22 protein-coding genes are annotated in these 23,443 nt (G+C 71.5%); 7 read left to right on the forward strand and 15 right to left on the reverse strand.

Going from position 1 to position 23,443, the window contains the following annotated elements; all coding sequences use genetic code 11:
* The first annotated feature begins 38 nt into the window (after positions 1-38).
* The gene (locus tag ACWDRW_RS09310) at positions 39-1,136 is read left to right on the forward strand and encodes a CAP domain-containing protein (RefSeq protein ID WP_451721685.1); all 1,098 of its coding nucleotides are present in this window, start codon (positions 39-41) and stop codon (positions 1,134-1,136) included.
* Between the two features lie 61 nt (positions 1,137-1,197).
* Here ACWDRW_RS09310 and ACWDRW_RS09315 read toward each other — a convergent pair whose 3' ends face one another.
* Complete coding sequence (locus tag ACWDRW_RS09315) at positions 1,198-1,788, reverse strand: flavodoxin family protein (protein ID WP_451721686.1); 591 nt, start codon at positions 1,786-1,788, stop codon at positions 1,198-1,200.
* Between the two features lie 108 nt (positions 1,789-1,896).
* On the opposite strand from ACWDRW_RS09315, the gene ACWDRW_RS09320 reads away from it, so the two are divergent.
* Entirely contained in the window at positions 1,897-2,298 is a 402-nt protein-coding gene (locus tag ACWDRW_RS09320; protein ID WP_451721687.1) for a winged helix-turn-helix transcriptional regulator, read from the forward strand.
* On the opposite strand, the gene mutM is transcribed toward ACWDRW_RS09320, so the two are convergent.
* From mutM to ACWDRW_RS09360, 8 genes are all read right to left on the reverse strand, one after another.
* On the reverse strand, positions 2,271-3,131 hold the full coding sequence (mutM, locus tag ACWDRW_RS09325; RefSeq protein WP_451721688.1) for a bifunctional DNA-formamidopyrimidine glycosylase/DNA-(apurinic or apyrimidinic site) lyase: 861 nt from the start codon (positions 3,129-3,131) through the stop codon (positions 2,271-2,273). The two genes, ACWDRW_RS09320 and mutM, sit on opposite strands and share 28 nt — an antisense overlap.
* A gap of 78 nt (positions 3,132-3,209) precedes the next feature.
* Positions 3,210-4,010, reverse strand: coding sequence for a ribonuclease III (rnc, locus tag ACWDRW_RS09330; protein ID WP_451721689.1), 801 nt, complete (start codon positions 4,008-4,010; stop codon positions 3,210-3,212).
* A gap of 7 nt (positions 4,011-4,017) precedes the next feature.
* Positions 4,018-4,191, reverse strand: coding sequence for a 50S ribosomal protein L32 (gene rpmF / locus ACWDRW_RS09335; RefSeq protein WP_003951102.1), 174 nt, complete (start codon positions 4,189-4,191; stop codon positions 4,018-4,020).
* 2 nt (positions 4,192-4,193) lie between these two features.
* Positions 4,194-4,838 (reverse strand): YceD family protein, encoded by a 645-nt coding sequence (locus ACWDRW_RS09340; RefSeq protein ID WP_451721690.1) that lies wholly within the window; start codon positions 4,836-4,838, stop codon positions 4,194-4,196.
* 132 nt (positions 4,839-4,970) lie between these two features.
* Positions 4,971-6,053, reverse strand: a complete 1,083-nt coding sequence (locus tag ACWDRW_RS09345) for a cell division initiation protein (RefSeq protein WP_451721691.1) — start codon at positions 6,051-6,053, stop codon at positions 4,971-4,973.
* Positions 6,054-6,111: 58 nt separating this feature from the next.
* Positions 6,112-6,591, reverse strand: a complete 480-nt coding sequence (gene coaD / locus ACWDRW_RS09350; protein ID WP_451721812.1) for a pantetheine-phosphate adenylyltransferase — start codon at positions 6,589-6,591, stop codon at positions 6,112-6,114.
* A gap of 26 nt (positions 6,592-6,617) precedes the next feature.
* Positions 6,618-7,205 (reverse strand): 16S rRNA (guanine(966)-N(2))-methyltransferase RsmD, encoded by a 588-nt coding sequence (gene rsmD, locus ACWDRW_RS09355; protein WP_451721692.1) that lies wholly within the window; start codon positions 7,203-7,205, stop codon positions 6,618-6,620.
* Between the two features lie 107 nt (positions 7,206-7,312).
* Positions 7,313-10,459: a helicase-related protein gene (locus ACWDRW_RS09360; RefSeq protein ID WP_451721693.1), complete on the reverse strand. Its 3,147-nt coding sequence runs from the start codon at positions 10,457-10,459 to the stop codon at positions 7,313-7,315.
* A gap of 188 nt (positions 10,460-10,647) precedes the next feature.
* On the opposite strand from ACWDRW_RS09360, the gene ACWDRW_RS09365 reads away from it, so the two are divergent.
* Positions 10,648-12,483, forward strand: coding sequence for an HSP90 family protein (locus ACWDRW_RS09365; RefSeq protein WP_451721694.1), 1,836 nt, complete (start codon positions 10,648-10,650; stop codon positions 12,481-12,483).
* Positions 12,483-15,416: a tetratricopeptide repeat protein gene (locus tag ACWDRW_RS09370; protein ID WP_451721695.1), complete on the forward strand. Its 2,934-nt coding sequence runs from the start codon at positions 12,483-12,485 to the stop codon at positions 15,414-15,416. The genes ACWDRW_RS09365 and ACWDRW_RS09370 overlap by 1 nt, the downstream gene beginning before the upstream one ends.
* A 51-nt stretch (positions 15,417-15,467) precedes the next feature.
* Here ACWDRW_RS09370 and ACWDRW_RS09375 read toward each other — a convergent pair whose 3' ends face one another.
* On the reverse strand, positions 15,468-17,129 hold the full coding sequence (locus tag ACWDRW_RS09375; protein WP_451721696.1) for a DAK2 domain-containing protein: 1,662 nt from the start codon (positions 17,127-17,129) through the stop codon (positions 15,468-15,470).
* A gap of 256 nt (positions 17,130-17,385) precedes the next feature.
* Here ACWDRW_RS09375 and rpmB point away from each other — a divergent pair, with 256 nt between their 5' ends.
* A complete protein-coding gene (gene rpmB / locus ACWDRW_RS09380) occupies positions 17,386-17,571 on the forward strand; it encodes a 50S ribosomal protein L28 (RefSeq protein ID WP_003993230.1) in 186 nt (61 codons plus the stop codon).
* A gap of 92 nt (positions 17,572-17,663) precedes the next feature.
* Here rpmB and thiD read toward each other — a convergent pair whose 3' ends face one another.
* Both thiD and ACWDRW_RS09390 read right to left on the reverse strand, forming a co-directional pair.
* Positions 17,664-18,458, reverse strand: coding sequence for a bifunctional hydroxymethylpyrimidine kinase/phosphomethylpyrimidine kinase (gene thiD / locus ACWDRW_RS09385; protein ID WP_451721697.1), 795 nt, complete (start codon positions 18,456-18,458; stop codon positions 17,664-17,666).
* Positions 18,455-19,423, reverse strand: coding sequence for a thiamine-phosphate kinase (locus tag ACWDRW_RS09390; protein WP_451721698.1), 969 nt, complete (start codon positions 19,421-19,423; stop codon positions 18,455-18,457). Before ACWDRW_RS09390 ends, thiD begins: the two co-directional genes overlap by 4 nt.
* Positions 19,424-19,629: 206 nt before the next feature.
* Here ACWDRW_RS09390 and ACWDRW_RS09395 point away from each other — a divergent pair, with 206 nt between their 5' ends.
* Both ACWDRW_RS09395 and ACWDRW_RS09400 read left to right on the forward strand, forming a co-directional pair.
* Complete coding sequence (locus ACWDRW_RS09395) at positions 19,630-19,863, forward strand: Lrp/AsnC family transcriptional regulator (RefSeq protein ID WP_003997603.1); 234 nt, start codon at positions 19,630-19,632, stop codon at positions 19,861-19,863.
* A 20-nt stretch (positions 19,864-19,883) separates the two neighbouring features.
* On the forward strand, positions 19,884-20,384 hold the full coding sequence (locus tag ACWDRW_RS09400) for a DUF3515 domain-containing protein (RefSeq protein ID WP_451721699.1): 501 nt from the start codon (positions 19,884-19,886) through the stop codon (positions 20,382-20,384).
* Positions 20,385-20,400: 16 nt separating this feature from the next.
* Here ACWDRW_RS09400 and ACWDRW_RS09405 read toward each other — a convergent pair whose 3' ends face one another.
* The 3 genes from ACWDRW_RS09405 to ACWDRW_RS09415 are packed head-to-tail and all read right to left on the reverse strand — an operon-like array spanning position 20,401 to position 23,389.
* Entirely contained in the window at positions 20,401-21,558 is a 1,158-nt protein-coding gene (locus ACWDRW_RS09405; RefSeq protein WP_451721700.1) for a D-alanine--D-alanine ligase family protein, read from the reverse strand.
* A gap of 59 nt (positions 21,559-21,617) precedes the next feature.
* Positions 21,618-22,628 (reverse strand): NAD(P)H-dependent glycerol-3-phosphate dehydrogenase, encoded by a 1,011-nt coding sequence (locus ACWDRW_RS09410; RefSeq protein ID WP_451721701.1) that lies wholly within the window; start codon positions 22,626-22,628, stop codon positions 21,618-21,620.
* Complete coding sequence (locus tag ACWDRW_RS09415) at positions 22,625-23,389, reverse strand: lysophospholipid acyltransferase family protein (protein WP_451721702.1); 765 nt, start codon at positions 23,387-23,389, stop codon at positions 22,625-22,627. Before ACWDRW_RS09415 ends, ACWDRW_RS09410 begins: the two co-directional genes overlap by 4 nt.
* Positions 23,390-23,443 lie beyond the last annotated feature (54 nt).

The following is a 23,443-nucleotide window of genomic DNA, read 5'->3' on the forward strand; positions in this document are numbered from 1 at the left end:
AAGGACGAGTCGACCGCACGGACGAGGAAGGCCAGGACATGGGACGCCACCGACGCTCCGCCGCCGGCCGCGCCGCCACGGGCCGCGCCACGGGGGTCAATCACACGGACGGTTCCTCCGCGAGGAGCCACGACCCGCTGCACTCGTACCCGGAGACGGGCCCGGACGGGGCGGTGGGCATCGCCCCCTATCTCCACCAGGACGCCTACGCCGGCGCCTACGGGCAGACCGAGGCCTATCTCTTCTCGCCCGAGGACGACCGGTTCGCCGACACCGCGGTCTTCGCGAGCGAGGGCTTCACACCCGGCGACGGCCCCCGCGGCGAGCGCCCGAACCGCCGCAAGAAGAAGAAGGCCGTCACGCCGGTGCGCACCGGCCTGCTCGGCGTCTCCGCCGCCGTGGCCATCGGCACCGTCGCGGTCGCCACCGGCGTACTGCCCGGCGGTGACAACTACACCCTCGGCGGCGGCAGCGCCGACAAGGTCCAGTCCGCCGACTCCCCGACCAGCACGCCGAGCGAGCAGGGCGGTACCTCCGGCAGCGCCGAGAACCGCGACGACAGCACGCCGGCCAGCCGGGACCAGGAACGGTCCGCCTCTCCGTCGGCCGAGCCGACGAAGACCGCCTCGGCCACGCCGACCAAGGCCCCGTCGAAGGAGCCGGAGGCCACGCCGAGCAAGAAGCCCAAGGCCACGCCGTCGAAGACCGCCACCAAGGAGCCGGCGGCGCCCACCAAGGCTCCGGCGAAGCTCTCGGAGGAGGCCGCCGCCGCTGCCCAGGTGCTCAAGCTCGTCAACGACGAGCGGGCGAAGGTCGGCTGCAGCCCGGTCGCCGCGAACAGCGCGCTGTCCGATCTGGCCCAGGCCTTCAGCGAGGACATGGCCGCGCGGGACTTCTTCGACCACACCGACCCGGACGGCGCGAGCCCCTGGGACCGGGCGGCCACGGCGGGCATCACCAGTCTCGGCGGCGAGAACATCGCCCGCGGCCAGGCCGACGCGGCCGCGGTGATGGACGCCTGGATGAACAGCCCCGGCCACAAGGCCAACATCCTGAACTGCGACTTCAAGACGCTCGGCGTGGGCGTCCACATGGGGTCCGGCGGCCCCTGGTGGACGCAGAACTTCGGCTACTAGGCGCACGTACCCATGAGGGCTCCCATCCGGTGACCGGGTGGGAGCCCTCATGGCTGTTCGGCTACGCGGCGGCGGGGGTCCGGCCCCGCGTGAACGCCAGGGCCGCCTCCGTGACCCGGCGCCCCAGGTGCTCGGCGGTCGCCACGTCCGCCTTGTGGACGGCGTCGGGGCCCTCGTCGACGTTGGTCTGCGCGGCCGCGCCCGCGAAGACGCCGAGCCGGTTGAGGTCGTGCTCGGAGCCCTCGCTGTTGTTCCAGCCCGGGTGCAGGCCGAGGTTGATCCAGTGCATGCCGTGCTGCGCGGCGAGGATCTGGAAGAACTGCAGGGTGTGCAGCTTGTCGCCGCTCTTGGAGCCGGAGTTGGTGAAGCCGGCCGCCAGCTTGTCCTTCCAGTCCTGTCCGAACCAGCGCTTGGAGGTGGCCTCGGCGAAGACGTGGAAGGGGCCGGACGCGGTGCCCATGTAGGTGGGCGAGCCGAACACGATGGCGTCGGAGCGGTCGAGGACCGCCCACTGCTCGTCGGTGATCTCGGCGACGTTGATCAGATGCACCTCGGCCCCCGCATCGGCGGCGCCGGAGCGTACGGCCTCGGCGAGGACGGCGGTATGGCCGTAGCCGGAGTGGTAGGCGATGGAGACAACAGGGGTGGTCACGATGAGCGCTCCCGGAATGTGCAGGTAATGAGCGATGTGGAAATGAAAGCACTAACTTTTGGTTAGTGCAACCCATCGGTTAGCGCTGCGCTGGAGTACGCTGCGGGGATGGACACCACTCAGGAGCGCACGGCGGAGAGGGGCCTGCCGTACAACGTGTTCGCGAAGGCCTGCCCCTCGCGCGGCACGCTGGAGCACGTGACGGGTCGCTGGGGCGCGCTCACGCTCGGTGCCCTGCACGAGCGCTCGCTGCGCTTCAACGAACTGCGCCGGAGGATCGACGGCGTGAGCGAGAAGATGCTGTCCCAGACCCTGCACGCACTGGAGCGCGACGGCCTGGTGCACCGCGACGCGCAGCCCACCAATCCACCGCGCGTGGACTACGAACTGACGCCGCTGGGCCATGACGTGGCCGAACGGCTGCTGGGCCTGATCCAGCTGGTGGAGGGCCGGATGGACGACGTGCTCGCGGCTCGCGCGCGTTACGACGAGACGCGCGGCGGCCTCTGACACTTCGGGCAGAAGTAGCTCGACCGGTTCATCCACGGGCGTCGGCGCATCGGCGTACCGCACCGCTTGCACGGCAGGTCCTCGCGGCCGTACGCGTCCAGGGACCGGTCGAAGTAGCCCGACTCGCCGTTCACGTTCACATACAGACTGTCGAAGCTGGTGCCGCCCACCGCCAGGGCCGCGTTCATCACATCCCGTACGTGGCCGAGGAGTTCGAGGCTGCGCGGGCGGGTGAGGGTCGCCGTCGGGCGGTCGTAGTGCAGGCGGGAGCGCCAAAGGGCCTCGTCCGCGTAGATGTTGCCGACGCCGGAGATCAACGACTGGTCGAGCAGGGCCCGTTTGATGGTCGTGCGCTTGCGGCGCAGGGCCTGATGGAACGCCTCGTCGTCGAACAGCGGGTCGAGGGGGTCGCGGGCGATGTGCGCGATGACGTCGGGCAGTCCGTCCAGGGTGTTGTCGTGCAACGACAGTCCGCCGAAGGTGCGTTGGTCGACGAAGCGGAGTTCCGTTCCGAACGAGTCGGCGAACCGGATCCGGATCCTGAGGTGTTTCTCCGTCGGCGCCTCGTGCGGCTGGACGAGGAGCTGGCCGCTCATGCCGAGGTGGGCCAGGACCGACTGGTTGGTGTCCTCCAGCGGCAGCCACAGGTACTTGCCGCGCCGGCTGGGGACGCCGACGCGGTGCCCCTTCAGCCGGTGCGCGAAGTCGTCGGCGCCGGCGACGTGCCGCCGTACCGCGCGCGGATGCAGCACCTCGGCGTCGGCGACGGCCCGGTGGGCGACCCACCGCTCCAGACCGCGCCGGACGACCTCGACCTCGGGCAACTCGGGCATGGGATCCCCTGTACGAGCCGGTGTACGGCCCGAGCGCCCGCCCCGGGTTCCGGGTACGGGCGCTCGCGCATGTGTCTCTCAGGCGGAGGCGGACGCCTCGTCGGCGTCCGCCTCGGCGGCCTCGACGGCCGCCTTCTTGGCGCGCTCCTCAGCGGCGGCCTTGATGGACCGCCACGCGGATTCCGCGGCCTGTTGCTCCGCCTCCTTCTTGCTGCGGCCGGTGCCGGTGCCGTACGAGACGCCTCCGACGCGGGCGGCAGCAGTGAAGGTCTTCTCGTGGTCGGGACCGGTCTCCGTGACCAGGTACTCGGGCACGCCGAGCCCCTCGGTCGCGGTGAGCTCCTGGAGGCTGGTCTTCCAGTCCAGGCCGGCTCCGAGGTTCGAGGACTTCTCGATCAGGGGGTCGAACAGGCGGTGCACCAGCTCCGCCGCCGAGTCCAGACCCTGGTCGAGATAGACCGCGCCGATCACCGCTTCCAGGGTGTCGGCAAGGATGGACGCCTTGTCCCGGCCGCCCGTGCCCTCTTCACCACGGCCCAGCCGGATGAAGGAACCCAGGTCGAGCCCACGGCCGACCTCCGCCAGCGCACGCGAGTTGACCACCGCGGCCCGCAGCTTGGCCAGCTGGCCTTCGGGCAGGTCGGGGTGGGTGCGGTACAGCGTGTCGGTGACGACGAGACCGAGCACGGAGTCCCCGAGGAACTCAAGGCGCTCGTTCGTCGGCAGACCGCCGTTCTCGTACGCGTACGACCGATGGGTCAGCGCACGCACCAGAAGGGCGGACTCGAGCTTGTACCCGAGCCGCCCTTCCAACAGCGTGTGGGACGAGGCTGTGTTGTCCGCAGCGTTCTTCTTAGGCGTGGACACAGTGCCTCTCACCAGCCGCTCAGACCTCGAGGACCTGGCGCTTGTTGTAGGTGCCGCAAGACGGGCACGCGATGTGCTGCTGCTTGGGCTCGTGGCAGCGCTCGCACGCAACCAGGGTGGGGACCGCAGCCTTCCACTGCGACCGGCGGTGGCGCGTGTTGCTGCGCGACATCTTCCGCTTCGGAACAGCCACGGCTACTTCTCCTGCTTCTCGTCGACGCCCGCTTCGGCGCCGCTCATCTCGTCCTTCTCGCCGTCTTCGAGTGAACCGGCGAGTCCCTGCAGTGCCGCCCAACGGATGTCGACGGCGTCGTGGTGGTGGTCCGGGTCGTCCGCCAGCCGGGCTCCGCACTCGGAGCACAGGCCGGGGCAGTCGTCCTGGCACACCGGCTGCATCGGCAGTGCGAGCACTACCGCGTCACGCAGCACGGGTTCGAGGTCGAACAGGCCGTCCTCGAGAAAGAGCCTGTCCTCGTCGTCCTCAACGTCGTCGTCGGGCTCCGCCTTCGGGCGGCCCCGCTCATCGGCGTCAGGGTACGAGAACATCTCCTGGAAGTCCGCTTCGAGATCAAGCTGAAGCGGCTCCAGACACCTTACGCACTCCCCCTCGGCCTGTGCACGGGCGGTGCCTGTGACAAGCACCCCTTCCATGACCGACTCGAGCCGGAGTTCGAGCTCCACCGGGGCGCCTTCCGGCACTCCGATGACATCCTGCAGACCGAGGTCCTTGGGCGCGTCGATCGTGCGGGTCAGGCGCTGGAGCGCGCCAGGACGCCGCCCCAGCTCGTGTGTGTCGAACACGAGAGGGTTGCGGTGGTCGAGGCGGGCGTTCAGAGCCATTCCTGCTTTCGATCTTCTGAGCTCAGAGGGACGCTGCCCTCGGTGTCGCCGGGCAGCGCTGATCGCGGACGTACGCGCGACCGAAGAGCCAGGATACTGGACCTTTCGCCGACAGCCCAATCCGGCCGTCCCTCACTGGCCGCGACCCTGCTCGTAGGCCCGCAGCTGCTCGGCGCTGATCATGCTGGTGTCGAAAAGGCTGGTCTCGTCGAGGGCGTAGCCCTGCTGGGCCTGCTGGGCCTGCTGGGCCTGCTGGGGAATCTGCTGCGGGTCGTACGCCGGCTGCTGGGCGTCGTAGCCCTGGAAGGGGGCACCTCCCGCCGGAGCGTAGCCGGAGGTGGCGGAGTACGGATCGGCCTGCTGGTAGCCGTACGGGTCCTGCTGGGCGTAGGCAGGCTGCTGGTAGCCGCCGTAGGTGTCGTACGCCGGCTGCTGCGGGGCGTACTCCGGCTGCTCGGGCTGCTGCGGTACGGCAGGGGCGGCGGGGTTCTCGCGCTCGGCGAGGGCGGCCAGGTCGGCGAGGTAGTCGGCGTCGCTGGAGTGCTGGACGGTGCTGAGGTCGTCGGCGAGGGCGCCGAGGTCGTCGCTGGCGATCCGGCCGTGCAGCTTCTGGCGGCCGCGGCCGACCGCCTCCAGGGTCTTGGCCAGGACCGCCTCGAAGGCGCCGAGCTTGACGTCGACGTACTCGTCGGCGGTACGGCGCAGGGTCTCCGGGTCGTGGCTGCGCTCGGGGGCGTCCTCGTCCTCGTAGCCCTGCTCGTCGACGCCCGGTCCGGTGCCGAGGAGTTTCTCGCGGCCCCGGCCGACCGAGCCGAGGGTCTTGGTGAGGACGACCTCGAAGTTGGCGAGCTTGGAGTCGACGTAGTCGTCGGCCTCGGCGCGGATGTCCTCGGCGTCCTTGCGGGCCTCGGCGAGGATCCGGTCGGCCTCGGCCTGGGAGCGGCGGGCGACCTCCGTGTCGGAGATCAGCGAGCCGCGCTCGGCGTGCGCGGTGCGGACGATCCGCTCGGCCTCCTGGCGGGCCTGCTCGACCATCTGCTCACGGTCGCCGATCAGCTCCTGGGCCTGGGCGAGAGAGCCGGGCAGGGCCTGGCGGACCTCGTCGAGCAGCGAGAGCAACTCGGCGCGGTTGACCACGCACGAGGCCGACATCGGCATCGACCGGGCACTGGAGACCGCCGCGACGATCTCGTCGAGCTTCTTCTGCACGTCCACCGTGTGCTCGCCACTCTCTACAGCTGTGTTGGAGACGGACGGGACGACTGTAGCCCCATCAGTCCTTGCGCAGCCGCTCGTTCAGGGCTTCCAGCACGGCCGGCGGCACCAGGTGCGAGACGTCGCCGCCCCAGGTCGCGACCTCCTTGACGAGCGAGGAGGACAGGAAGCTGTAGGTCGGGTTGGTGGGCACGAAGAGGGTCTCGACGCCCGAGAGCCCGTTGTTCATCTGGGCCATCTGCAGCTCGTAGTCGAAGTCGCTGACCGCGCGCAGGCCCTTGACGATCGCGGGGATGTCGCGCTGCTTGCAGAAGTCGACGAGGAGCCCGTGGAAGGCCTCGACCCGGACGTTCCCGTACTCGGCGGTGACGCGGCGGATCAGTTCGAGCCGCTCCTCGACCTCGAACAGGCCCTTCTTCGACTGGTTGATCATCACCGCGACGTACACCTCGTCGTACAGCCTGGAGGCGCGGGCGATGATGTCGAGGTGTCCGTTGGTGATGGGGTCGAACGACCCGGGACAGACGGCACGGCGCACTTGAGGTCCCTCGCTCTCCGGTCCGGTCATCGTGCGTCTTCGCACGTAGAGGCGGCGCGACCGTACCAAAACGTTCCCTCGCCGTAGCGACGGGTCCTGATCGCTTCGAATCCGTCCGGCCAGCGGAACTCCCCACCTCGGGTGCTGCGCTCCACGGTGACGAGCGCGTCGTTCGCGAGCCAGCCCCCCGAGCGGAGTGTGAGGAGAATCTCCCGAAGATCGTCGTCCGTGACGGCGTACGGAGGGTCGAGGAAGACGAGGTCGTACGGCGCCTGCGGGGGCGCTCCCTGGATGACTTGTTCCGCTTTGCCCGCCCTGACCTCGGCGCCGGGGAGGCCGAGGTTCTTGACGTTCTCGCGGACCACGCGGGCGGCTCTCGCGTCCGCCTCCACGAGCAGGGTGTGGCCGGCGCCCCGTGACAGGGCCTCCAGGCCCACGGCGCCCGATCCCGCGTAGAGGTCGAGGACGCGCTCGCCCTCCAGTGGGCCGCCGAGCAGGGACTGCCAGGTGGAGAAGAGGCCCTCGCGCGCGCGGTCAGAGGTGGGGCGGGTGCCGGTGCCTGGCGGTACGGCCAGGCGACGGCCGCCGGCTGCGCCGGCGATGACGCGGGTCATCTTGGGTCCTTGGTCGTGGGCGGCTTCTGTTTCATTGTGGCTGGTCGCGCCCGCGCGGCGGTAGCCGCATACGGGTGCGGCGCCGCGCCCGCGAGGCAGATGTCCGTTCACCCCTTCTCCAGGTACTGCTCCCTCTCCTCGTCCAAGAGGGCGTCCAGGGCCGTGCGCAGGCCCGGCAGGCCCGTCAGCTCCGGATCCGCCGCCACCAGCCTCGCCGCTTCCTCCCTTGCCTCGGCGATGATCTCCTCGTCCTCGATCACCGCCAGCATCCTGAGGCTCGTACGAGCGCCGGACTGGGCCTGGCCCAGGACGTCGCCCTCGCGGCGCTGTTCGAGGTCGATGCGGGAGAGCTCGAAGCCGTCGAGGGTGGCGGCCACGGCGTTCAGGCGCTGGCGGGCGGCGCTCGCCTCGGGCATCTCGGTGACCAGGAGGCAGAGGCCGGGGGCGGAGCCTCGGCCGACGCGGCCGCGCAGCTGGTGGAGCTGGGACACGCCGAAGCGGTCGGCGTCCATGATCACCATGGCGGTGGCGTTGGGGACGTTGACACCGACCTCGATCACGGTCGTCGCGACCAGGACACCGGTCTCGCCCGCGGCGAAGCGGCGCATGACGGCGTCCTTGTCGTCGGGGTGCATCCGTCCGTGCAGGACCTCGACCTTCAGGCCCTGGAGGGGGCCCTTGGCGAGTTGGTCCGCCACCTCGAGGACGGCGAGCGGCGGGCGTTTCTCCGCCTCGTCCTCGGGGGACTTGCGGGCCTTCTTGGGGTCGTCCTCCTCGTCGCCGATGCGAGGGCAGACGACGTACGCCTGATGGCCGTTCTCGACCTCCTCGCGGACCCGCTCCCACGCGCGGGTGAGGAAGTGGGGTTTGTCGGCGGCCGGGACGACATGGCTGGCGATGGGCGAGCGGCCGGCCGGGAGCTGGTCGAGGACCGAGGTCTCCAGGTCGCCGAAGACCGTCATCGCGACCGTGCGCGGGATGGGCGTGGCCGTCATGACCAGCAGGTGCGGGGGCTGCTTGCCCTTGCCGCGCAGGGCGTCACGCTGCTCGACGCCGAAGCGGTGCTGTTCGTCGACGACGACCAGGCCCAGATCGTGGAACTGCACCTTGTCCTCGATCAGCGCGTGGGTGCCGATGACGATGCCGGCCTCGCCGGTGACGAGGTCGAGCAGTGCCTGACGGCGACCGGCGGCGCCCATGGAGCCGGTCAGCAGCACCACCTTGGTGGCCTGCTCCGCGCCGCCGAGCATCCCGCCCTCGGCCAGCTCGCCCATCATCTCCACGATGGAGCGGTGGTGCTGCTGGGCGAGCACTTCGGTGGGCGCGAGCATGGCGGCCTGGCCGCCGGCGTCGACGGTGGCGAGCATGGCGCGCAGGGCCACCATCGTGTTGTGGGTCACCGTGAAGTGATCCGTGACGTAGGCCTGACTGGGGTGGTCGACGCTGATGCACTGGACCGGCTTCCGCCCGACGTACTCCACCGCGCGGATGCCGCGGCGGAAGGTGCTGTCCTCCGGGTGTGGGCCGACGCGTTCGGCTTTGCGGGACAGGCGGAACGGCGGGTAGCCGTCGGGCATCTCCACCGAGACGTCGAAGGCGGCCTGCTGGGGCAGAACGCGCGCCTGACCGCCCAGGGAGCGAACGAGCCAGGCCACGTCGTCCGCCAGCGTCCGCGAGGCCGAGCGCAGGGACACACTCATACCCTTGTGATCCACCGTGCCCTCGGTGTCCATGAGCCCCTGCAGGAGAGCAAGGCGGTTCTTCACCGACGTGTTCTTGAATGCGGCGGGAATGAACTTGTCGTGCGACGCCAGCCCCCAAAGGCCCAGGTCACGCAGGGTATGGATGATCGGATGACGGGGACCGGCCGCCACGGCGTCGCGAAGCTCCTCGTCGACCGCGGAGAACCGCAGGTCGTGCCGGAACGACCCGGCCCCCAACAGGAGCCCGAACAGGTAGGGATCCAGACGGAGCCCTGAGTCGTCACCGAGGTCCACAGGAGTCGCCGCCGGGACGTACCACTTCGACGAGCCGTCGGCCTGGTGGAGGTCGTGTCGGATTTCCCTGGTGGTCAGCACTTCGGGGGACTGACCACGACCCCAGCCACAGCTCGTGCCGACGATCCAGAGGTGTTCGTCATCGCACTCCACCGAGCTCCCGTCGGAGAGCACAATGCGCCACACATCTCGCACACCTTGGGGAAAGATCCCCGCGATCGGAGCGATCTCTCCTGAGGGCACAACCACTTCGTCGCCCACGCCCAGGTCGCCCATCCGCCGGAAACCGCAGGGCGTGAGCACGAGCGAGTCCATCGGCTGGGCCTTGCCCGAACCCACTTCTCCCTGCAGCAGCCGGTGCATCGGGTGTTCGGTCGCCAGGTCGGCGAAGATCTCTCCGGAGACCCGCTGCTGGCCCTCGGTGAGGGTGAAGGGCAGGCGGTCGTCGAAGGCCGCGAGGAGGCCGGCAGGCTTCGGTCGGCGGGCCACCGCGGGGAGTTGGGCGTCGGCGTGGCGGCGGCGGGCCAGGGCCACCTGGAGGACGAAGGCCTCGTCCCACTTGAGGCGGGAGCGGGCGTCCTCGATGTCGGCCTTGGTGTGCGGGCGGTGGATCTTCAGCAGGGCCTCGGGGAGGGGGACCAGGCCGCGGCCCTCCCGCAGGCTCTCGGGCAGCGGGTCCACCGCGTCCTGGGCGGTCGGCAGGACCGTCTGGATCGCCTTGCCGATCTTCCAGGACTCCAGCTTCGCGGTGGCCGGGTAGAGGGGGATGAGGGCGCCGGCCCAGGTCTCGACCGTCTCCTCGCCGTCGCCGCGCAGCAGTTCGTAGGCCGGGTGGGCGAGCTGGAGGCGGCGGTTGAAGACGGAGACCTTGCCCGCGAACATCGCCCGGGTGCCCGGCAGCAGCTCCTTGTGGGGCTTGTGAACGCCGTTGCCGAAGAAGACCAGTTGGAGCCTGCCGCTGCCGTCGGTGATCGTGACTTCCAGGCGCTGGCCCTTGCCGCGCGGGGCCTTGGCGGAGGCGAAGGAGTGCAGCCGGGCGTCGGCGACCTGGGCGACCACGGTGACGTGCTCGTCCATGGGGAGGTCGGCGAGGTGGGTGAGCTGGCCGCGCTCCTCGTATCTGCGCGGGTAGTGGTGCAGGAGGTCGCCGACGGTGTGCAGGCCGAGGTGCTCGGCCATCACCTTCGCGGTGGCGGGGCCGAGCACCGACTTCAGTGGCTGCTGGAGGGGTTCTTGCAGTGCGGGCACGAGATCCATTGCACACCACGGCACTGACAATGCGGTGCCGATCCTGGTCACGGCTCTGCCAAACGTACCGGAATCCCCTGGTCAGGCGGCCGTTTGGGGCCTTAGGATGACGCGCCTCCGGCCATCCCTCGCGGTCACCGCCTCACCGGGACCGCCCGACCCCGCGCCGACGTACGTCCCCCACCGGCGCTGCGACGATGGACTCCCAGACCTCACAGTCATCCCAGCCGTCCCAGGATCCCCAGTCACCTCATACGTTCCAGGTCGACCTTCGCGGTCTGGTGGACCTGCTCTCCCATCACCTCTACTCCAGTCCCAAGGTCTACCTGCGCGAGTTGCTGCAGAACGCCGTGGACGCCATCACCGCCCGGCGGGCCGAGCAGCCGGACGCCCCGGCGCGGGTGCGGCTGTACGCGCAGGGCGGCGGGCTGCGGGTGGAGGACTCCGGCATCGGTCTGACCGAGTCCGACGTGCACAGCCTGCTGGCGACGATCGGCCGCAGCTCCAAGCGGGCGGACGGTCTGCAGGCGGCCCGTTCGGACTTCCTCGGCCAGTTCGGCATCGGCCTGCTGGCCTGTTTCGTGGTCGCCGAGCGGATCCGGGTGGTCAGCCGCAGTGCCCGTACGCCCGACGCGCCGCCAGTGGAGTGGACGGCGGCGGACGACGGTTCGTACACCGTGCGGACGCTGCCGGACGCGGAGCACCCGGAGCCGGGCACCACCGTGCATCTGGTGGCGCGGGCCGGTGCCGCGGAGTGGCTGGAGCGGGAGCGGGTGCTCGCGCTGGCCCGGGACTTCGGCTCGCTGCTGCCGTACGACGTCCGGGTGGGCGAGGAGGAGGTCACCGATCTGCCGGCGCCCTGGGACCGGGCGTACCCCTCCCCCGCCAACCGGCGGGTCGCGCTGGCCCGGCACTGTCACGACCTGTTCGGGTTCACTCCGCTGGACTCGATCGGGCTGAACGTTCCGCTGGCCGGGATCCGCGGGGTGGCGTACGTGCTGCCGTCCGCGGTCAGCCCGGCCCGGCGCGCGGGGCACCGGGTGCACCTGAAGGGCATGCTGCTGACCGAGCGGGCCGAACAGCTCCTGCCGGACTGGGCGTTCTTCGTGCGCTGTGTGCTGGACACGGACAGTCTGCGGCCCACGGCCTCGCGCGAGTCGCTGTACGAGGACGAGACGCTGGCGGCCGTACGGGAAGCGCTCGGGGAAAGGATTCGGTCCTGGCTGACCGGGCTCGCGGCGGGTGATCCGGAACGGCTCGCGGCCTTCCTGTCCGTGCATCACCTGGGCGTGAAGTCCCTCGCGCGGCACGACACGGAGATGCTGCGGACGATGCTGCCGTGGCTGCCGTTCGAGACGACGGACGGGCGGCTGTCCCTGGAGGAGTTCGCGCAGCGGCACCCGGTCGTGCACTTCACGCGCACCGTCGAGGAGTACCGACAGGTGGCGCCGATCGCCTCCGCGCAGGGCGTCGGGGTGATCAACGGCGGTTACACCTACGACAGCGAGCTGGTCGAGGCGCTGCCGTCGGTACGGCCGGGGACGGTCGTCGCCGAGCTGGACGCGGACACCGTGACCGCGCATCTGGACGCGGTCGACCCGGCGGAGGAGCTGGCGCTGTCCGGCTTCCTGGCGGCGGCGCGGGCCAAGCTCGACCCGCTGGGCTGCGATGTCGTCCTGCGGGCCTTCCATCCGCTGTCCGTGCCCGCGCTGCACCTGGACGACCGGGCGGCCCGGCACGAGCAGGCGCGGGCCGACGCCGAGGAGCGGGCGGACGACCTGTGGGCGGGCATTCTCGGCTCGCTGCGCGGCAGCGCCCCCCGCGCGCGGCTGGTGCTCAACCATCTCAACCCGCTGATCCGCAGGATCAGTTCCCTGGGCGACGCGGAGCTGATCGGCACGGCCACCGAGTCGCTGTACGGACAGGCCCTGCTGATGGCGCAGCGGCCGCTCAGGCCCGCGGACTCGGCGCTGCTGAACCGGGCCTTCATCGGCCTTCTGGAGTGGGCCACGAACGGCGAGGAGGGTCGCTGATGACCGGAATCGAGGGGACCGCGGCCTTCGACGCGCTGCGCCTGGCGATGGCGGAGAACGCCGAGCAGCCGGAGGGCCAGGCCCGCAACGCCCGCGCGGAGCACCTGGTCGCCGAGGCGGAGAAGCTGAACATCCCGCTCGCCGTGATCGAGGCGCTCGGGCACCAGCTGACGGTCTACAACTACAGCTCCGAGAAGGACAAGATGTTCGTCCCCTTCGCGCGGCTGTTGCGCATGTGGGACGAGCGGCCCGAGGACTTCGACGAGTACGAGGCGCACTCCCTGCACTGGGTGTTCAAGTGGATGACGTCCGGCATGCTCGACCAGCCGCACGTCCCGCTGGCCTCCATAGAGAAGTGGCTCGGCGAGATGGAGCACCGCTACCGGCTCGCCGGGCACTCCGAACGGGCCGTGCGCAGCAGCGAGTTCAGCGTGGCCGCGCACATCGGGGACGTCGAGCGGGCCGAGCGGGCGTACAGCGCCTGGCTGGCAGCGGACCGGGACTCCATGGCCGACTGCCACGCCTGTGAGCTGCACGGGCAGGGCTGGTGGCAGGCGGAGCGCGGCAGGGACGAGCGGGCGCTGGAGCTGTGGGCGCCGGTCCTGGAGGGCGAGTTCACCTGCGCCCACGAACCGCACACGGCGCTCGCCTCCTCGCTGACGTCCCTGCTGCGCCTCGGCCGCGTGGACGAGGCACGCGCCCACCACTTGCGGGGCTTCCGGCTCGTACGGCCCATGGAGAGCATGCGCGGGGCGTACGCGGACCACGTCGAGTTCTGCGCGCTGACCGGCAACGAGGCGCGCGGCCTGGAGCTGCTGGCGGAGCGGCCCGCGTACTTCACCGACACCGGGCATCCGCGCAGCAGGCTGGAGTTCCTGTCCGTGGTGACGCTGCTCATGGAACGGCTGACGGGTCTCGGACACGGCGGACAGCGGGTGCCGGGGCCGGCGGGCCGGTCCTGGACGGCACGCGAACTGGCCGCCCACGCGCGTGCGGAGGCCCTCGAGCTGGCCGGACGGTTCGACCTGCGCAACGGCACGTCCCACATCAGCGAGTCGGCACGCGCGCGTATGGCGCAGGAACCGCTGGTGGAGCGGCTGCCGCTCGGTGTGCGTTCGACGCGGCCCACAGTGGCTCCCGCCGCTGTTCCGGTGCCGGAGGTTCCGGCGCAGGATGAGTCCGTGGAGGCGGAACTGCCGACCCTGCTGGCCGAGGCCCGGCGGCTGTCGGACACCTTGCAGCCGAACGCCGTGGAGGCCTGGGCGGCGGTGGCGCGGGCCGCCGAGGGCGTCGAGCTGGACGCCCGGGACCGCGCGGAGATCATCGACCACCGGGCGATGGAGCTCGGCCCCGAGGGCGCCGAACTGTTCGAGCGGGCCGCCGAGCTGTACGCCGAGGCGGGCGACCCGGGCGAGGCGCTGGCGGCACACACGCGTGCGGCGTACGTCCGCGCGCTCAGCGGTCGTCTGGAGGAGGCGCTCGCGCAGGTCGCCGAGCCCTACGACCGGGTGCTGGCGCTGTACGCCGAGGAGGGCACGGGGCTGCGGCAGACGGCCGCGGTGCTGATGGGACGCGCGCGGGTGCTGATGCGGCAGGTCCACGAGGCCGACGAGCCGGTGGACCCGGCGGTGGCGGGTGCCGCGGAGGCGGCCGCGCGGGAGGTGCGCGCACTCGTGGAGGGGCGCACCGGGGACGACGTACGGCTGGCGTCGCGGGCCGCCGAGGCGCAGGCGATGCTCGCGGAGCTGGCGGCGCTGTCGGGGGACGTGGAAGCGGCGGCGGGGCTGTTCGCGAGGGCCGCGGCGGGCTTCGTCGGGGCGGGCCTGCCGTGGTTCGCGGTGGAGTACGAGGCCCGGCTGGCCGGGCTCGCGCATCATCTGGGCGACATGGCGGAGGCGGAGCGGGCGCTGCGGGCGGCCCTGGAGCACGGCGGGCCGCATCTGGAGCCGCCGGGCCGGGCACAGCTGCATCTCCAGCTCGCCGAGGTCCTCGGCGGCCGGGGCCGCTCGGAGGAGGCCGCCGAGCACGCCCTGGAGGCGGCGCACTGGGCCGACGAGGCGGGCGAGGGGCCGACGCTGGGCGCCTGGGCGCGGCATCAGCTCGGCGGGTTCCTGCTGCGGCAGGGGCGCTGGGCCGAGGCCGCCGAGGTGCTGGAGTCGGCGCTGCCCGACCTGTCCGCCGAGACGCACGGCGACGGGGCGGTCGTACAGACGCAGTGGTGGCTCGGCGACTGTCTGAGCGAGCTGGGCGAGCACCGGGAGGCGGCCGAACGGCGGCTCCAGGCGGCCGAGATCGCCCGGCACTGGCCCGAGCAGCACGACCACGCCACGCTGGCGCACCTCGCCGCCGAGTCCCTCGGCCAGGCGGGGCTGCACGAGGAGGCGGACCGGGCCTACGCCCGCGCGGGCGACCTGTGGCGGGAGCTGGGCAACGTCCACGGCCTCGTCCGTTCCCTGCGCGCCCGCGCGTGGCTCGCGCTGCGCGTCGAGGACGGCGCGGACGAGGCACGGGAGCTCATGGCGGCCGCGGTCCGGGAGTGCGAGGCGGCGCTGGACGCGGCGCCCGACGAGGAGGCGCGGACCCGGCTCACCGCCGAGCTCGGCCACACCCACCGCCAGTTCGGCGACCTGCTCGCCCGGTCCGCGGCGGAGGACGCCGCCGACGAGTCGATCCGGGCCGCCCTGGACGACGCGCTGGGCCGGATGACCCGGGCGGTAACGGTGTTCGCGGAACTCGGGGAGGACGGCCTGCACGCCCGCACCGGCGCCGAACTGGCAGCGGGCTGGCTCGCCGCTGACCTGGGGCGCCCGGCGGAGGCGGCGGCACGCGCGCGTGCGGTGCTCGCCGCGTACGCGGACGCCGACGAGGACGACCCGGCGGCACGGGAACGCCGCGCGGAGGCGGAACAACTCCTCCAGGCCGAGGAGGACTGAGCGTCGGTTCTTCCAGGGCCGAGGAGGACTGGGCCGACGGCCCAGGCCTTGCTACTCCACCCCGATGAGCAGCAAGGCTCCCTGTCGCCCGCCCCGGTACACGACCGTGTCGACGGCGAGGTAGCTCTCCCGCACCCGGGCTTCGAGGTGCTCGGCGATGCCGTCGGGCGCCTCGTCGCCGAGGACGAGGGTGACCAGCTCGCCGCCGGCCGCGAGCATGCGGTCCAGGACGGTCTCGGCCGTGGCCGCCACCTCCGCGCCGATGACGGCGACGTCGCCGTCGATGAGGCCGAGCACATCGCCGGCCTGGCAGATACCGGCCATGGTCCACGACTGGCGCTCGGCGAGGGCGACCTCGGCGTAGCGGGTCGCACCCGCCGCGGAGGTCATCGCCACCACGTCCTCGTCGAACCGGCGCTCCGGCTCGTGCACGGCGAGCGCGGCGATCCCCTGGACCGCGGACCGGGTGGGGATCAGCGCCACCCGGATGCCCTCGGCGCGGGCCTGCTCGGCGGCGGCCGCCGCGGTGTGGCGCAGCTCCGCGTCGTTGGGCAGCAGCACGACCTCCCGCGCGTGGGCGCGTCGGACGGCTTGGACGAGCTCCCCGCTCGCGGGCGGCTCCCCGGGGCGCGCGAGCACGGTGGTGGCGCCGGCCTCGGTGTAGAGACCGGCCAGGCCGGGGCCGGGGACGACGGCCACGACAGCGCGCTGGGCCCGCTCCCTGGGCGTCCGCTCACCGCCGGTGGTGTGCACGTCGCCCGCGGCGAAGTGCGTGATCCGGATCCGGTACGGCCGGCCGGCCTCCACGCCCGCCTCGACGGCGGCGCCGGCGTCGTCGACGTGCACATGGACGTTCCACAGCCCGTCGCCGCCGACGACGACCAGGGAGTCCCCGAGGGCGTCGAGCCGCTCGCGGAGCCGGGTGACGGCCGCGTCCTCGGCCTCCAGCAGGTAGATCACCTCGAAGGCCGGGCCGCCCTCGTCCGGCGGCACGGGCGCGCACTCGGCGGGACTGTCGGGCGCCACGCGCGCGTGGGTCGAGGTGACGGCGGGCCTCTCCCCCGTGAGCGTCTCCACCAGCGCCGCGAGCACGGTGACGAGCCCCCGCCCCCCGGCGTCCACCACCCCCGCGCGCTCCAGCACCGCCAGCTGGTGCGGGGTCGCGGCCAGAGCGGCGCGCGCCCCTTCGTAGGCGGCCCGCGCGACGGTCCCGCAGTCCCCCTCGGCACCGCCCGCCGCGTCGGCGGCGGCCGAGGCGACGGTGAGCACCGTGCCCTCGACGGGGTGGGCCACGGCCTGACGGGCGGAGTCGGCGGCCTGCCGCAGGGCCAGCCGGAGGTCTCCCGCCTCGGTGTGAGCCGTGTCACCGTCGGCGGCCAGCACCTGGGCCATGCCGCGCAGCAGCTGCGCCAGGATCGTCCCGGAGTTCCCGCGCGCCCCTATGAGCGCGCCGTGCGCCATCGCGCGGACGGCGTCGGTCAGGGACGGTGTGCCGCCCCCGGTGCTCGCCTCGTGCCCGATGAACACCGCGTCCACGGCCGCCGCCGCCGATTCCACCGTCAGATAGAGGTTCGTGCCGGTGTCCCCGTCGGCCACGGGGTAGACGTTGATCGCGTCGATCTCCTCGCGCGCGCGGCCGAGCGCCTCCAACGCGAGGCCGCACCAGGTGCGTACCGCGAGAGCATCGAAGAATGTCTGCGGCACCTGCGCCACCTGCGCCTCCTTGAGCTGCTGGACGTGGACGCAGCGTAGACCCAGGGACCGGGGCCGCCGGAAGAGGGCCGGGAGCGGGGCCCTGAGCAGGCATGGTAGTTTCGTTCTACTGGCGCAGTCGTTGTATGCTGCTCCGGTTGCCCGATCCAGATCGGGCCATTCCCCTGGCAACGCCACTCAGATCTCTGATCCTGCGATCTCGATCCCGGCCTGCCGGGATCAACCGTAAGTGCATCTGAAGTCTTTGGAGTGACCCGTGGCTGCCAACTGCGACGTCTGCGGCAAGGGGCCGGGCTTCGGCAACAACATCTCGCACTCGCACCGCCGTACGTCCCGTCGCTGGAACCCCAACATCCAGCGCGTCCGTACCGTGGTCGGCGGGACGCCGAAGCGCGTGAACGCTTGCACCTCGTGCATCAAGGCCGGCAAGGTCTCGCGCTGACGCACAGCTAAGCGCGCGGCCACTGCTGGTTCGCTGCACTGAGCCGGTCCACCTTCGAGTGGACCGGCTTTTTGCATGCCTTCACGCAGGTCTCAGCGCGCTCTCAGCGCCCAGGCGTGATCCACGGGCCCGATCCCGCCGCCGAGCGCGAACCCGGCCGCGATGGCCCCCGTGACGTATTCCTTGGCCGCCGTGACGGCCTCCGGCACCGACCGCCCCTTCGCCAGTTCCGAGGCGATGGCGGACGCCAGCGTGCAGCCCGTCCCGTGCGTGTGCCGGTTGTCGTGCCGCGGTGCGCGCAGCCAGTGCTCCTCGGAGCCGTCCGTGAGCAGATCCACCGCGTCCCCCGCGAGATGGCCGCCCTTGATCACGACCCACCGTGGCCCGTACCCCAGCATCGCTGCCGCGGCCCGGCGCAGATCGTGCTCCGACTCGACACGCACCCCTGTGAGTTGGGCCACCTCGTCGAGGTTGGGGGTCGCGACGGTGGCCACCGGCAGCAGCTTGGTGCGCACGGAGTCCAGCGCCGAGGCGGCCAGCAGCGAGTCGCCGTGCTTGGACACGCCCACCGGGTCGACGACGGCGGGCGCGTCGGTGCCGCTGATCAACTCGGCCACCGCCTCGACGAGTTCCGCGGAGGCCAGCATGCCGGTCTTCACGGCCTGGACGCCGATGTCGTCGACGACACTGCGGTACTGGGCCCGCACCGCCTCCACCGGCAGCGGCCACGCGCCCTGCACGCCCAGCGAGTTCTGCGCGGTGACCGCGGTGATCACGCTCATGCCGTGCACCCCGAGCGCCAGCATCGTCTTCAGGTCGGCCTGGATGCCGGCCCCGCCCCCGGAGTCGGAGCCCGCGACCGTGAGAACCCTCGGCGGCGCGCTCACGACTCGATGTCCCCGCCGAAGTGGTCCCAGCCGCCCTTGCTCGTCCACGGCGCCCCGTCGACCGTCACCTGGGGCAGCGCGGAGGGATTGAGGACCTCGCCGATCACCTTCCAGCGCGCGGGGAGCTTCACGTCCGGCGGGAAGGTCGCCACGATCGCGTGGTCCTCGCCGCCGGTGAGCACCCACTGCATCGGGTCGACGCCGACGGCCTGCCCGATGTCGTTCATCTGGGACGGGATGTCGATCGCGCCGGAGCGGATGTCGATCCGGACCTTGCTGGCCTCCGCGATGTGCCCGAGGTCGGCGATCAGTCCGTCGCTCACGTCGCACATGGCCGTCGCCCCGAGCCCGGCCGCCGCGGGACCCGCGTGATACGGCGGCTCCGGGCGCCGGTGCGCCTCCACGAAGGCGCGCGGCGAGCGGAAACCGCGGGACAGCACGGCGTACCCGGCCGCGGACCAGCCCAGCCAGCCGGTCACCGCGACGAGGTCGCCGGGCTGGGCGCCGGCCCGGGTGACGGGCTCCTGGTTGCGCAGATCGCCGAGCGCGGTGATCGACACCATGATCGAGTCGCCTCGTACGACATCGCCGCCGACCACGGAGGCGCCGGCCACCTGGCACTCGTCGCGCAGACCGTCCATCAGCTCGGTCGCCCAGGTCACGGGGAGGTCGGCGGGCACGACGAGACCGAGCAGCAGGGCGGTCGGCACGGCGCCCATGGCCGCGATGTCCGCGAGGTTCTGCGCGGCGGCCTTGCGGCCGACGTCGTAGGCGGTGGACCAGTCACGGCGGAAGTGCCGGCCCTCCAGCAGGATGTCGGTGCTCGCCACGACCCTGCGGTCGGGCGCGGCCACCACCGCGGCGTCGTCGCCGGGGCCGACCCGGACCGCCGGGGTGGTGGTGAGACGGGAGGTGAGCTCCCTGATGAGCCCGAACTCCCCCAGCTCACCAACAGTGCCCTTCATTGCCCTTACGCCCCTTCTGTCCCTGTCCGTGCCCGGTCGCGTGTCTCTACTGTCCTCGATACGGTCGAGGAGACCGTCAACCACTGTCGTGCCTGCACCCCGGCGCGGGACCCCCGGCCCCCGCGGGTCTCCCCGCGACGAGCGACGACGCGATACCGTGGCGTTCCTTTTCCCCACATGATCCTCGTGGCCGCCCTGGAGGTTCCGTGGTACAGGCGTACATCCTGATCCAGACGGAGGTCGGCAAGGCGTCGACCGTCGCCGAGACGATCAGCAAGATCCCTGGAGTCATCCAGGCCGAGGACGTGACAGGACCGTATGACGTCATCGTGCGCGCGCAGGCCGACACCGTCGACGACCTTGGCCGCATGGTGGTCGCCAAAGTCCAGCAAGTGGACGGCATCACGCGCACCCTGACCTGCCCGGTCGTCCATCTCTAGCCCCCGTTTACCCTTGGCCGGTGAACTCTTCGCGTCACCGGCTCATCGGTCTGCCCGCGCTCGTGCTGTCGATCACCGTCGCGGGCTGCTCCTCAGCAGACGACGGCACGTCGGCGGCGGTTCCCTCGCCGGGGGCCGGGGCCACCGAGTTGTGTCAGAACCTGGACAAGGCGCTGCCTGCGAAGGTGGCCGGCAAGAGCCGCCAGGATCCCGAACCCGCGTCCGCGTTGACCGCGGGCTGGGGAAACCCGGAGATCATACTGCGCTGCGGTGTGCCGCAGCCGCCGAAGATGATCGATCCGAAGGTGGCCGAGGGGCGGGACGCCGACGCGGTGGCCGGTGGTGTGAACGGCGTCGACTGGCTGATGGAGCGGCAGGAGGGCGGGGCGTACCGCTTCACCTGCGCCAATCGCCAGGCCTACGTCGAGGTGAGGGTGCCGGAGGGGGTGGACAGCTCGGCGGCGCTGATCGATCTGGCGTCGGCCGTGAAGAAGGCGATCCCCGAAGGAATCGCCTCCTGAGACTGCCGGAACCGGCTCAGCGCAGGCCGGTCGAGCGGCGCAGCGCCGCCTGGATCAGCCGGTCCACCAGTTCCGGATAGCCGATCCCGCTCGCCTGCCACATCTGCGGGTACATCGAGATCGGCGTGAAGCCCGGCATCGTGTTGATCTCGTTGATCACGAACTCCCCGTCCTCCGTGAGGAAGAAGTCCGCGCGGACCAGGCCCTCGCAGGAGGCGGCCTCGAAGGCGTCCACGGCGAGGCGCTGGACCTCGGCAGTCTCCTCCGGCGTCAGCGGCGCCGGCACGATGCCCGGGGTCGAGTCGATGTACTTGGCCTCGAAGTCGTAGTACGCGTGCGCCTGCGGCGGCGGGATCTCCGCGGGCACCGACGCCCGCGGGCCGTCCTCGAACTCCAGCACCCCGCACTCGATCTCACGGCCGCGCAGGGCCGCCTCGACGAGGATCTTCGGGTCGTGCCGCTGGGCCTCGGCGATGGCGTCGTCCAGGCCGGACAGCTCGTCGACCTTGGTGATCCCGATCGACGAACCCGCGCGCGCGGGCTTCACGAAGAGCGGCCAGCCGTGCTCCCCGGCGAAATCGACGATCTTCTTGCGGGCGGCCGACTCGTCCTGCTCCCACTCGCGCGGCCGGATCACCACGTAGGGACCGACCTTGAGCCCGAAGGAGGTGAACACCCGCTTCATGTACTCCTTGTCCTGGCCGACGGCCGAGGCGAGCACGCCCGAGCCCACGTACGGGACGCCGGAGAGCTCCAGAAGGCCCTGCAAGGTGCCGTCCTCGCCGTAGGGGCCGTGCAGGACGGGGAAGACGACGTCGACCTCGCCGAGGGCCTTGGGCACCGAACCCGGCTCGCTGTAGACGACTTCGCGGTTCTGCGGGTCGACGGAGAGCACCACCCCGCCGTCGCTCGACTCGGCGAGCTCCGCGACGTTGGGCGTACGGCGCTCGGTGATCGCCATCCGCTCCGGTTCGTCGGCGGTGAGCGCCCAGCGGCCGTCCTGGGTGATGCCGATCGGCAGGACGTCGTACTTCGTCCGGTCGACGGCCTTGAGGACGGCTCCGGCGGTGACCACGGAGATCCCGTGCTCGGAGCTGCGGCCGCCGAACACGACGGCCACACGCGGCTTGCGAGGCGGCTGCTGAGGGCTCTGGGGGAGGTTCTCGGTGCTCATATCGCGTTGAGAGTACCCGTTGGTACTGGCCTGATACAGCGCCGTGGACCTGGCGTCGCTCAGCGTCGTTCCGGCTTCGCGCTGCGCGACATCAGCTCCTTCACCGCGACCACCGGGGGCTTGCCCTCGTGCACGATGGCCACGACCGTCTCGGTGATCGGCATGTCGACGCCGTGCCGGCGGGCCAGATCCAGCACGCTCTCACAGGACTTGACGCCCTCGGCGGTCTGCTTGGTGACCGCGATGGTCTCCTGCAGGGTCATGCCCTTGCCGAGATTGGTGCCGAAGGTGTGGTTGCGGGACAGCGGCGAGGAGCACGTGGCCACCAGGTCGCCCAGGCCCGCGAGTCCGGAGAAGGTCAGCGGGTCGGCGCCCAGCACGACACCGAGCCGCGCGGTCTCCGCGAGGCCACGGGTGATGAGCGAGCCCTTCGCGTTGTCCCCGAGCCCCATGCCGTCCGCGATGCCCACGGCGAGCCCGATGACGTTCTTCACGGCTCCGCCCAGTTCGCAACCGACCACGTCCGTCTCGGTGTACGGCCTGAAGTACGGCGTGTGGCAGGCCGCCTGGAGCCGCCGGGCCACGGACTCGTCGGTGCACGCCACCACGGCGGCGGCCGGCATCCGGGCGGCGATCTCGCGGGCGAGGTTGGGTCCGGTGACCACGGCGACCCGGTTCGGGCCGACCTTCGCGACGTCCTCGACGACCTCGCTCATCCGCATCGCGGAACCGAGTTCGACGCCCTTCATCAGCGAGACGAGGACGGTGTCCGGGGCGAGCAGCGGTCGCCACTCGGCGAGGTTGCCGCGCAGCGTCTGCGAGGGGATCGCGAGGACGGTGAAGTCGGCGCCGTGCGCGGCCTCGGCGGCGTCGGTGGTGGCGCGCAGGTTCTCCGGGAGTTCGACGCCGGGGAGGTAGTCGGGGTTCGTACGCGTGGAGTTGACCGCTTCGGCGAGTTCGGGGCGCCGCCCCCACAGGGTGACCTCGCACCCCGCGTCGGCGAGCACCATGCCGAAGGCGGTACCCCATGATCCGGTGCCGAAGACGGCCGCCTTGACGGGCTTGGTCACTTGGCGCTCTCCTCTTCGTGCCCTGTCTGCGCCTGGCTGCGACGGCGCTGCTCGATCCGCTCCTGACGGGGGTCGTAGGGCGTGACGGGCGCCTTCTCCCCGCGCAGTTCCTCCAGGTGGCGGGTGATGGCCGCCATGATGACCTCGGTCGCCTCCTTCAGCAGGTCCGGGGTCATCTCCTTGTCGTAGAAGCGCGACAGGTCCACGGCCGGGCCCGCGAGGACGTGGGAGGTCTTGCGGGGAAGGACGTTGAGCTTCTTCGCGTAGGGCGGCAGCAGTTCGTTGGCGCCCCACTGCGCGACCGGGATCACCGGGCACTTGGTCTGCAGGGCCACGCGCGCGGCACCGGTCTTGCCGGTCATGGGCCACTGGGCGGGGTCCCGGGTGATGGTGCCCTCGGGATAGAAGGCGACGCATTCGCCGCGCTCCACCGCCTCGATCGCGGCCCGGAAGGCGCTCAGCGCGTCCGTGGTCTCGCGGTAGACGGGGATCTGCCCGGTGCCGCGCATGAAGGCACCGACGAATCCCTTCTTGAAAAGTCCGCTCTTCGCGAGGAATCGCGGAACGCGGCCGGTGTTGTACTGAAAGTGCGCGTAGGCGAAGGGATCGATGTGCGAATTGTGGTTCACCACGGTGATAAATCCGCCGCGGGCCGGAATGTGCTCCATTCCGCGCCAGTCCCGCTTGATCAGTACCACCAGCGGTGGTTTGGCGATCACCGCTGCCAAGCGATACCAGAAGCCGATTCTGCGGCGGGGCACGCGGACACCTTCCTCTAGGGCCTGGGGGCCGCACAAGTGTCGCCCCGGACCGAC

The sequence above is a fragment of the Streptomyces sp. NPDC003635 genome (genome assembly GCF_053587635.1).

What these genes read in the sequence shown, in the direction of transcription:
- ACWDRW_RS09405 (WP_451721700.1), bottom strand. Translation starts at nt 21,558, where the DNA reads ATGAGCACCGAGAACCTCCCCCAGAGCCCTCAGCAGCCGCCTCGCAAG.
- ACWDRW_RS09390 (WP_451721698.1), bottom strand. Translation starts at nt 19,423, where the DNA reads ATGAAGGGCACTGTTGGTGAGCTGGGGGAGTTCGGGCTCATCAGGGAG.
- rsmD (WP_451721692.1), bottom strand. Translation starts at nt 7,205, where the DNA reads ATGACCCGCGTCATCGCCGGCGCAGCCGGCGGCCGTCGCCTGGCCGTA.
- mutM (WP_451721688.1), bottom strand. Translation starts at nt 3,131, where the DNA reads ATGCCCGAGTTGCCCGAGGTCGAGGTCGTCCGGCGCGGTCTGGAGCGG.
- ACWDRW_RS09310 (WP_451721685.1), top strand. Translation starts at nt 39, where the DNA reads ATGGGACGCCACCGACGCTCCGCCGCCGGCCGCGCCGCCACGGGCCGC.
- ACWDRW_RS09320 (WP_451721687.1), top strand. Translation starts at nt 1,897, where the DNA reads ATGGACACCACTCAGGAGCGCACGGCGGAGAGGGGCCTGCCGTACAAC.
- ACWDRW_RS09340 (WP_451721690.1), bottom strand. Translation starts at nt 4,838, where the DNA reads ATGGCTCTGAACGCCCGCCTCGACCACCGCAACCCTCTCGTGTTCGAC.
- ACWDRW_RS09370 (WP_451721695.1), top strand. Translation starts at nt 12,483, where the DNA reads ATGACCGGAATCGAGGGGACCGCGGCCTTCGACGCGCTGCGCCTGGCG.
- ACWDRW_RS09360 (WP_451721693.1), bottom strand. Translation starts at nt 10,459, where the DNA reads ATGGATCTCGTGCCCGCACTGCAAGAACCCCTCCAGCAGCCACTGAAG.
- ACWDRW_RS09365 (WP_451721694.1), top strand. Translation starts at nt 10,648, where the DNA reads ATGGACTCCCAGACCTCACAGTCATCCCAGCCGTCCCAGGATCCCCAG.